The sequence below is a fragment of the Streptomyces sp. NPDC054887 genome, assembly GCF_053610585.1.
The window spans coordinates 45,220-54,501 of record NZ_JBSGYQ010000017.1 but is presented as its reverse complement, the minus strand read 5'-3'; the positions used below and the strand labels follow the sequence as shown (position 1 = coordinate 54,501).

The 9,282-nt window shown below is 68.6% G+C and carries 7 protein-coding genes and 2 tRNA genes; 2 read left to right on the top strand and 7 right to left on the bottom strand.

The window, feature by feature from the left end:
- Positions 1-144: 144 nt before the first annotated feature.
- A complete protein-coding gene (locus ACWGH0_RS12635) occupies positions 145-2,769 on the bottom strand; it encodes a valine--tRNA ligase (protein ID WP_453404163.1) in 2,625 nt (874 codons plus the stop codon).
- Between the two features lie 136 nt (positions 2,770-2,905).
- Between ACWGH0_RS12635 and ACWGH0_RS12630 the strand changes: the two genes are divergently transcribed.
- The gene (locus ACWGH0_RS12630; protein ID WP_453404162.1) at positions 2,906-3,883 is read left to right on the top strand and encodes a hypothetical protein; all 978 of its coding nucleotides are present in this window, start codon (positions 2,906-2,908) and stop codon (positions 3,881-3,883) included.
- 83 nt (positions 3,884-3,966) lie between these two features.
- On the opposite strand, the gene clpX is transcribed toward ACWGH0_RS12630, so the two are convergent.
- The 5 genes from clpX to ACWGH0_RS12605 form a co-directional block, all read right to left on the bottom strand.
- Entirely contained in the window at positions 3,967-5,262 is a 1,296-nt protein-coding gene (clpX, locus tag ACWGH0_RS12625) for an ATP-dependent Clp protease ATP-binding subunit ClpX (protein WP_214905055.1), read from the bottom strand.
- A gap of 148 nt (positions 5,263-5,410) precedes the next feature.
- Entirely contained in the window at positions 5,411-6,082 is a 672-nt protein-coding gene (locus ACWGH0_RS12620) for an ATP-dependent Clp protease proteolytic subunit (RefSeq protein WP_453404161.1), read from the bottom strand.
- Positions 6,083-6,124: 42 nt separating this feature from the next.
- Positions 6,125-6,730: an ATP-dependent Clp protease proteolytic subunit gene (locus ACWGH0_RS12615; protein WP_138894507.1), complete on the bottom strand. Its 606-nt coding sequence runs from the start codon at positions 6,728-6,730 to the stop codon at positions 6,125-6,127.
- 249 nt (positions 6,731-6,979) lie between these two features.
- A complete protein-coding gene (gene tig / locus ACWGH0_RS12610) occupies positions 6,980-8,356 on the bottom strand; it encodes a trigger factor (protein ID WP_453404160.1) in 1,377 nt (458 codons plus the stop codon).
- Between the two features lie 180 nt (positions 8,357-8,536).
- Positions 8,537-8,613 (bottom strand) — tRNA-Pro (locus ACWGH0_RS12605).
- 137 nt (positions 8,614-8,750) lie between these two features.
- On the opposite strand from ACWGH0_RS12605, the gene ACWGH0_RS12600 reads away from it, so the two are divergent.
- Positions 8,751-8,824 (top strand) — tRNA-Gly (locus ACWGH0_RS12600).
- A gap of 101 nt (positions 8,825-8,925) precedes the next feature.
- On the opposite strand, the gene ACWGH0_RS12595 is transcribed toward ACWGH0_RS12600, so the two are convergent.
- Complete coding sequence (locus tag ACWGH0_RS12595; RefSeq protein WP_453404159.1) at positions 8,926-9,120, bottom strand: hypothetical protein; 195 nt, start codon at positions 9,118-9,120, stop codon at positions 8,926-8,928.
- Positions 9,121-9,282 lie beyond the last annotated feature (162 nt).

Genomic DNA, 9,282 nt, shown 5'->3' with positions numbered 1-9,282 from the left:
GATGGGGGGGGCGGGGGTGGGGGACATTGGTGCTAGAAATTCGCCTTCGGGGCGTACTGCGGGCGGTACTCGCCGCCGCGGCCCCGCCGGGCGGGGGGCCCCGCGCGGGGTGGGGGGGCCCCCCGGTGTGCTGCGTACGCGCTCCTACTGCTGCGGCAGCGCGGCGAGCTGGGCGGAGATCCGCTCGATGTCCGCCTCGGCCTTGGACAGCCGGCCGCGGATCTTGTCGACCACGTTGTCCGGGGCCTTGGCCAGGAACGCCTCGTTGCCGAGCTTTCCGTTCGCCTGGGCCTTCTCCTTCTCGGCCGCCGCGAGGTCCTTCGCCAGGCGCTTGCGCTCGGCCTCGACGTCGATCGTGCCGGACAGGTCGAGCTCGACCCGGGCGCCGGCGACCGGCAGGGACGCGGTGGCGGAGAAGCCCTCACCCTCCGGCTGCAGACGCAGCAGCTGACGGATGGCCGCCTCGTGCGGGGCGAGCGCGGTGCCGTCGAGCTCCAGGCGGGCCGGGACCTTCTGGCCGGGCTGAAGGCCCTGGTCCGAGCGGAACCGGCGGACCTCGGTGACGACCTGCTGGACGAGCTCGATCTCCTTCTCGGCGGCCTCGTCGCGGAAACCTGAGTCGGTGGGCCAGTCCGCGATGACGACGGACTCCTTGCCGGTGAGCGTGGTCCACAGCGTCTCGGTGACGAACGGGACGATCGGGTGGAGCAGGCGCAGCATGACGTCCAGGACCTCGCCGAGGACCCGGCCGGAGACCTTGGCCTGCTCTCCACCCGCGAAGAACGTCGTCTTCGACAGCTCGACGTACCAGTCGAAGACCTCGTCCCACGCGAAGTGGTAGAGCGCGTCGGCGAGCTTGGCGAACTGGTAGTCGTCGTAGAACGCGTCGGCCTCGGCGACCGTCTTGTTGAGCCGCGAGAGGATCCACCGGTCCGCCGCCGACATCTCCGACGCGGCCGGGAGCGGGCCCTCGACCGTGGCGCCGTTCATCAGCGCGAAGCGGGTGGCGTTCCAGATCTTGTTGGCGAAGTTCCTGGACGCCTTGACCCAGTCCTCGCCGATCGGGACGTCGACACCCGGGTTGGCGCCGTTGGCCAGGGTGAAGCGGACGGCGTCGGAGCCGTACTCGTCCATCCAGTCCAGCGGGTTGACCGCGTTGCCGAAGGACTTCGACATCTTCTTGCCGAACTGGTCGCGGACCATGCCGTGCAGGGCGATGGTGTGGAACGGCGGGGTGCCGTCCATCGCGTAGAGGCCGAACATCATCATCCGGGCGACCCAGAAGAAGAGGATGTCGTAGCCGGTGACCAGGACCGAGTTCGGGTAGAACTTCTCGACGCTCGGGGTCTGTTCGGGCCAGCCGAGCGTGGAGAACGGCCACAGGCCGGAGGAAAACCAGGTGTCCAGGACGTCCGTGTCCTGGTGCCAGCCCTCGCCGGTCGGCGCCTCGTCGTCGGGTCCGACGCAGACGACCTCGCCGTTCGGGCCGTACCAGACGGGGATCCGGTGGCCCCACCAGAGCTGTCGCGAGATGCACCAGTCGTGGAGGTTGTCGACCCAGCCGAAGTAGCGGGGCTCCATCTCCTTGGGGTGGATCTTGACCCGGCCGTCGCGGACCGCGTCGCCGGCCTCCTTGGCGAGCGGGCCGACCTTGACCCACCACTGGAGGGACAGGCGCGGCTCGATGGTGGTCTTGCAGCGCGAGCAGTGCCCGACGGAGTGGACGTACGGACGCTTCTCGGCGACGATCCGGCCCTCGGCGCGCAGGGCGGCGACGATGGCGCTGCGGGCCTCCAGGCGGTCGAGCCCCTGGAAGGGGCCGTGCGCGGTGATGACCGCGCGCTCGTCCATCACGGCCAGGTTGGGCAGGCCGTGGCGCTGGCCGATCTCGAAGTCGTTCGGGTCGTGGGCGGGCGTGACCTTGACGGCGCCCGTGCCGAACGCGGGGTCGACGTGCTCGTCCGCGACGACCGGGATGCGGCGGCCGGTGAGCGGCAGCTCGATCTCGGTGCCGATCAGGTGCGCGTACCGCTCGTCGTCGGGGTGGACGGCGACGGCGGTGTCACCGAGCATCGTCTCGGCGCGGGTCGTGGCGACGACGATCTCGGCGTCCCCGGAGCCGTACCGGATGGAGACGAGCTCGCCGTCGTCCTCCTGGTACTCGACCTCGATGTCGGAGATGGCGGTCAGGCAGCGCGGGCACCAGTTGATGATGCGCTCGGCGCGGTAGATCAGCTCGTCGTCGTACAGCTTCTTGAAGATGGTCTGGACGGCCTTGGACAGGCCCTCGTCCATGGTGAAGCGCTCACGCGACCACGCGACACCGTCGCCGAGTCGCTTCATCTGCCCGGAGATCTGGCCGCCGGACTCGTCCTTCCACTGCCAGACGCGCTCGACGAACGCCTCGCGCCCCAGGTCGTGGCGGGACTTGCCCTCCTTGGCGAGCTCGCGCTCGACGACGTTCTGGGTGGCGATGCCGGCGTGGTCCATGCCGGGCTGCCACAGGGTCTCGTAGCCCTGCATGCGCTTGCGCCGGGTCAGGGCGTCGATGAGCGTGTGCTCGAAGGCGTGCCCGAGGTGGAGCGATCCCGTGACGTTCGGCGGCGGGATGACGATGGTGTACGGCTCTTTGTCGCTCTTCTCGTCCGCTTCGAAGTAACCGCGTTCCACCCAGCGCTCGTACAGCTTCCCCTCTACCTCGGCCGGCGCGTACTGGGTCGGCAGTTCGGGGGCGGGGGCGGCTGGCTGCTGCGATGAGTTCTCGGTCACGGGCTCAGTTTACGGGCGTCACAGCCCCGTACCGAAACCGGATTCTTGGTAACGGTGAGGGCCCCCGGGTGCCCAGGAGGCGGCCCGTTCCGTCAGGATGGCCGCAACGCACAAGCATCTGAGGGGAACCCAGTCCATGAGCTACAACCAGCCGGGCCCGTACGGCGGGCAGCAGCCCGGTCCCTACGGCCAGCAGCCGCCGCAGGGACAGCCGAACCCGTACGGACAGCAGCCCCCGCAGGGCCAGCCCGGCTACGGCTACCCCCAGCAGGCGCCCCCGCCGCAGGGTTACGGCTACCCCCAGCAGGCTCCGGCCCCGTACGGCCAGCAGCCGCCGTACGGCCAGCCGCAGCACCCGGGCCCCTACGGCCAGCAGCCCCAGTACCCCGGCGGCATGGTTCCGCCCCCGCCGGGCGCGCCGAAGAAGAAGACGGGCCTGGTCGTGGGCGTGCTGGTGGTGGCGCTCGCGGTGATCGGCGGCGGCGTCTGGTACTTCACGGCGGGCGGGGGCGGCGGCGCGGTCGCGGACGACGGCAAGAAGTACAAGCTGGCGGCGCCGGAGACGATGCTGGGCGAGTACAAGAAGGACACCACCACCGGAGCCGGCACGAGCGGTGGCCTGCCCGCAAAGGACGCGGCGGAGCTGGAGGCCGTGGGCATCACCAACCCGCAGCAGGAGGGCGGCAAGTACAAGTCCGGGGAGGGGCAGACCGCCAAGCACCTGAACTTCAGCGGCGTCTGGGGCGAGATCAAGGACCCGGAGGCCGCCCTCGACGCGATGTTCGCGAAGCAGAAGGCGTCCGTGGAGGCGAGTGCGGGCGAGGGCCTGAAGGTCGAGCTCGTCGGCGAACCGGAGGCGGTCACTCCTGACGGCTTCGAGAACGGCGTGATGAAGTGCCGGATGATGAAGATGTCCGGCCTCCTGCCCTCGTCCTCGGCCAGCGGCGCCTCCTCGATCACCATGCCGATGTGCATGTGGGCCGACCACAGCACGCTGGGCTCCGCGAGCCAGGCCGACCCGGCGTCCTTCCTCACCGGCAAGGGCAAGACGATCGCCGAGGCGGCGGCCACGACGTCCGACGTCCGCAACGCGGTACGCGTCGAGATCAAGTAGCCCGCGGATCCGACGCGCACAACGCGAAGGGGCGCCCGGCCGGTTCGACTGGCGGGCGCCCCTTCGGCGTACGTACCGGACGGCTACGCGGACTTCTCGTGGCGGCCGTCGTTCTTGATGATGCGCGGCTCGCGCGGGACCAGGGTCGGGTTGACGTTGCTGTGGACCACGTCCGCCGTGATGACGACGCGGGCCACGTCCTTGCGGGACGGGACCTCGTACATCACCGACATCAGCACCTCCTCCATGATGGCGCGCAAGCCCCGCGCGCCCGTCTGGCGGAGGATCGCCTGGTCTGCGATGGCCTCCAGCGCCTCGCGCTCGAACTCCAGCTCCACACCGTCGAGTTCGAAGAGCCGCTCGTACTGCTTCACCAGCGCGTTGCGCGGCTCGACCAGGATCTGGAGGAGCGCCTCGCGGTCCAGGTTGTGGACCGAGGTCAGGACGGGCAGGCGGCCGATGAACTCCGGGATCATCCCGAACTTCACCAGGTCCTCCGGCATGACCTCCTGGAACTGGTCGCTCGCCTCGATCTCCCGCTTCGAGCGGATCGTCGCGCCGAAGCCGATGCCCTTGGCGCCCGCGCGCGACTCGATGATCTTCTCCAGGCCGGCGAACGCGCCGCCCACGATGAACAGCACGTTCGTCGTGTCGATCTGGATGAACTCCTGGTGCGGGTGCTTGCGGCCGCCCTGCGGCGGAACCGAGGCCGTCGTGCCCTCGAGGATCTTGAGCAGGGCCTGCTGGACGCCCTCGCCCGACACGTCGCGCGTGATCGACGGGTTCTCGCTCTTGCGGGCGACCTTGTCGATCTCGTCGATGTAGATGATCCCGGTCTCGGCCTTCTTGACGTCGTAGTCGGCCGCCTGGATCAGCTTCAGCAGGATGTTCTCGACGTCCTCGCCGACGTAACCGGCCTCCGTCAGCGCCGTCGCGTCCGCGATGGCGAACGGGACGTTCAGCATGCGCGCGAGGGTCTGCGCCAGCAGCGTCTTGCCGGAGCCCGTGGGGCCCAGCAGGAGGATGTTGGACTTGGCCAGTTCGATCGCGTCGTCACGGCCCGAGCCCGCGCCCGCGTTCTCACCGGCCTGTACGCGCTTGTAGTGGTTGTAGACCGCCACGGAGAGCGCCTTCTTGGCGGGCTCCTGGCCGACGACGTACCCCTCGAGGAACTCGTAGATCTCCCGCGGCTTGGGAAGTTCCTCCCACCGCACCTCGGAGGTCTCCGCGAGCTCCTCCTCGATGATCTCGTTGCAGAGGTCGATGCACTCGTCGCAGATGTACACACCGGGACCTGCGATGAGCTTCTTCACCTGCTTCTGGCTCTTGCCGCAGAACGAGCACTTGAGCAGGTCGCCGCCATCACCGATGCGTGCCACGAGGTGCTTCCCCTTCGCCTGGGAGACGCCACGTTCAGCGTCTCCTGGTGCCTCATATCCGACGGTACCTTGCCTGGGCCCCCGTTCGGGCCCCCCTTGGCACGGTTCACATTGACGTGCCCGGTGCCAAGGGGACGGCTGCCACGCGTCAGGCGCCGACCGGCGCGTTCTTGCGGGTGGACACGATCTGGTCGATCAGACCGTACGCAAGCGAGTCCTCAGCGGTCAGGATCTTGTCGCGCTCGATGTCGTCGCGGATCTTCTCGATCGGCGTGGTGGAGTGCTTGGCGAGCATCTCCTCCAGCTGCGAACGCATCCGCAGGATCTCCTGGGCCGCGATCTCCAGGTCGGAGAGCTGCTCACGGCCGGTCTGCGAGGACGGCTGGTGGATCAGCACCCGCGCGTTCGGCAGCGCCATGCGCTTGCCCGGCGTGCCGGCGGCCAGCAGGACGGCGGCGGCGGAGGCCGCCTGGCCCATGCAGACCGTCTGGATGTCCGGCTTCACGAACTGCATCGTGTCGTAGATGGCCGTGAGGGCCGTGAACGAGCCGCCGGGGCTGTTGATGTAGATCGAGATGTCGCGGTCCGGGTCCATCGACTCCAGGCACAGCAGCTGCGCCATGACGTCGTTGGCGGAGGCGTCGTCGATCTGCACACCGAGGAAGATCACGCGCTCCTCGAAGAGCTTCGCGTACGGGTCGTACTCACGCACGCCCTGCGAGGTGCGCTCGACGAAGCGCGGCACGATGTAGCGGTTGTCCACCTGCGGGCCGGTGTAGAGGCCGCTCGCGGAGAATTCGTTCATGTGGGATTTCACCATCCTGGTGGCGTTCGGTGGGCTGGGGAGGCTCGGCTGCGGGGGTCAGGCCCCGGTGCCGCCGCCGCCCGGAACGCCCGAGGCGGAGCTGATGATCTCGTCGATGAGGCCGTACTCCACGGCTTCCTCCGCCGAGTACCAGCGGTCGCGGTCACCGTCACGGATGATCGTCTCGACGGTCTGACCGGAGTGCCGGGCGGTGATCTCCGCCATGCGCTTCTTCGTACGCAGCAGCTGCTCGGCCTGGATCTTGATGTCCGAGGCGGTGCCGCCGAGGCCGGCCGAGCCCTGGTGCATCAGGATGTCGGTGTTGGGGAGCGCGAAGCGCTTGCCCGCGGTGCCACCGGTCAGCAGGAACTGGCCCATCGAGGCCGCGAGGCCCATGCCGATGGTGACCACGTCGTTCGGGATGTACTGCATGGTGTCGTAGACCGCCATGCCCGCCGTCACCGAGCCGCCGGGGCTGTTGATGTAGAGGTAGATGTCCTTGTCCGGATCGGCGGCAAGGAGGAGCAACTGCGCTGTGATCTTGTTGGCGATGTCATCGTCGACCTGCTGGCCGAGGAAGATGATCCGCTCGCCGAGCAGCCGGTTGTAGACCTGGTCGCCGAGGCCTCCACCGATGGACGGCTCACCCGCGGCGTACGGCATCAGATTCGTCACGTATACACCTGCTCGTCTCTGACGGCTTCGGCCGTCTCAGCGTCTTCGTACCGGAGAGCGGGGACTCCCCACTCTCCTCTTCATGGACCCTAACGCGCAGGTAGGACAACGCCATCCCGCTTCCCGAACTGTTCGCTGGGAGCGCAAGGTACGGGCCCGTGCCCGCATACGACGACGGGCCCGGACGCATCGCGCGTCCGGGCCCGTCACCGCAGATCAAGCGGATCGGAGCGAGGCTCAGGCCTCGGTCGTCTTCTCCTCGGAGGAGCCCTCGGCGGCCTCGGCGGCCTCGGTCTCGTCCTCCTCGTCCTCCAGCTCGACGGGGTCACCGTTGGTGTCGGTGACCTTGGCGGCCTCGACGACGACGGCGAGCGCCTTGCCGCGGGCGACCTCGCCGACGAGCATCGGCACCTGGCCGCCCTCGACGACGGCCTGGGCGAACTGGTCGGGGCTCATGCCGGAGGACTGCGCACGCCGCATGAGGTGCTCGGTGAGCTCCTCCTGGTTGACGTTCAGCTTCTCCTTGTTGACGAGCTCGTCGAGGACGAACTGCGTCTTGATGCCCTTGACCGCCTGCTCGCGCAGCTCGGCGTCGAACTCCTCGGCCGACTTGCCCTGGATCTCGAGGTACTTCTCGATGTCCAGGCCCATCTGGCCGAGCTGGTGGTGCTCCAGGTTGTGCTTGCGGGTCTTGACCTCGTCCTCGAGCAGCTTCTCGGGGATCGGGACCTCGACCAGCTCCAGCAGCTTCTCCAGGACGCGCTCCTGGGCCTGCGTGGCCTGGTCGTACTGCTTCATGTTCTCGAGGCGCTTGCGGCTGTCGGCCTTGAGCTCGTCGAGGGTGTCGAACTCGCTCGCCATCTGCGCGAAGTCGTCGTCCAGCTCGGGCAGCTCACGGGCCGCGACCGCGGTGACCTTGACGGTGACCTCGGCCTCCTTGCCCTCGGCGCTGCCGCCCTTGAGCGAGGAGGTGAAGGTGGCCTCGCCACCGGCCTCCAGGCCGGTCACGGCCTCGTCGATGCCGTCGAGGAGCTCGCCGGAACCGATGGTGTACGAGACACCCTCGGCGACGCCGTCCTCCAGGACCTCGCCCTCGACCTTGGCCTCGAGGTCGATCGTCACGACGTCACCGTCGGCGGCGGGGCGCTCGACCGGGTTCGTGGAGGCGAAGCGCGCGCGCAGGTCCTCCACGGCCTTGTCGACGTCCTCGTCCTTGACCTCGACCGCGTCGACCTCGACCTCGATGCCGGAGTAGTCCGGGATCTCGATCGTCGGGCGGATGTCGACCTCGGCGGTGAAGGAGAGCAGCTCGCCGTCCTTCAGCTCGGTGATGTCGACCTCGGGCTGGCCGAGAACGTTCAGCTCACCCTCGTTGACAGCCTCGGTGTAGAACTTCGGAAGGGCGTCGTTGACGGCCTCCTCCAGCACAGCACCACGGCCGAACCGCTGGTCGATGACTCGGTTCGGGATCTTGCCCTTGCGGAAGCCCTTCACCGTGACCTGCTGGTTGATCTTCTTGTACGCCGCGTCGAGGCTGTCCTTGAGCTCCTCGAAGGGCACCTCGATGCTGAGCCGAACCCGGGTCGGGTTCAGGGTCTCCACGGCGCTCTTCACGGTTCGGTCTCCTTGGGGGCTGACTTCTGGGGTTCTGCTGGGCCGCGCGGGAGGCGGCTTCGCCGTTTCGGGCCCGGCACAATCAGACACACGGGCACGAGTTTGCATAGTAACGGCAAGCAGGAAGACTCCCACAACGCGATCTTGATCCGGTGATCGCGCGGGATCGTGTCTGGACGATGGTCGGGGTGGCCGGATTCGAACCGACGACCTTCCGCTCCCAAAGCGGACGCGCTACCAAGCTGCGCCACACCCCGTCGGTGCGACACGTAGGGTACATGGCCGGGGACTCTGCGGCCGCCGCTTTACGGGGGACGTATCGGGTGTGCATCAACGCCCGGGAACCCGCTACGATGCTTCTCGTGCCGCGGTCACGTGACCTGCGGCGCGCTGTGCGGGCGTAGCTCAATGGTAGAGCCCTAGTCTTCCAAACTAGCTACGCGGGTTCGATTCCCGTCGCCCGCTCCACTGCCTCCGGCCCGGCTCGGTGATACGTCACCGACCGGGCCGGCGGCGTTTTCCGGGAGCCGCGCCCGCCGCGCCGCCGCGCCCGCTCCGGCCGGTCGCCCTCAGAAGCTGATCTGGCCGATGGTCTCCGCTATCGAGTTGAGGAAGCGGTTGATCGACGGCGCCATTCCGGTGGACGCGAGGAAGAAGCCGAAGAGCACGGCCACCACCGCCGGCCCCGCCTTGATCGACCCCCCGCGGATCAGCACCACCAGGACGATCGCCAACAGAACCACTACAGACAGTGAAATGGCCACAACTGATCACACCCTCGGTCGGTCCGCCTTGCCGGCCCGGGAGCGCACGGCCCAGCGCACTCCCGCAGGCACCATCGTGCCACCAACTCACCACCCGCGGCTGCCGGGTGACGGAACGTCGACGGGGGCCCGCACCGGCGGAGGCCCGGCGTGCACCCCGGG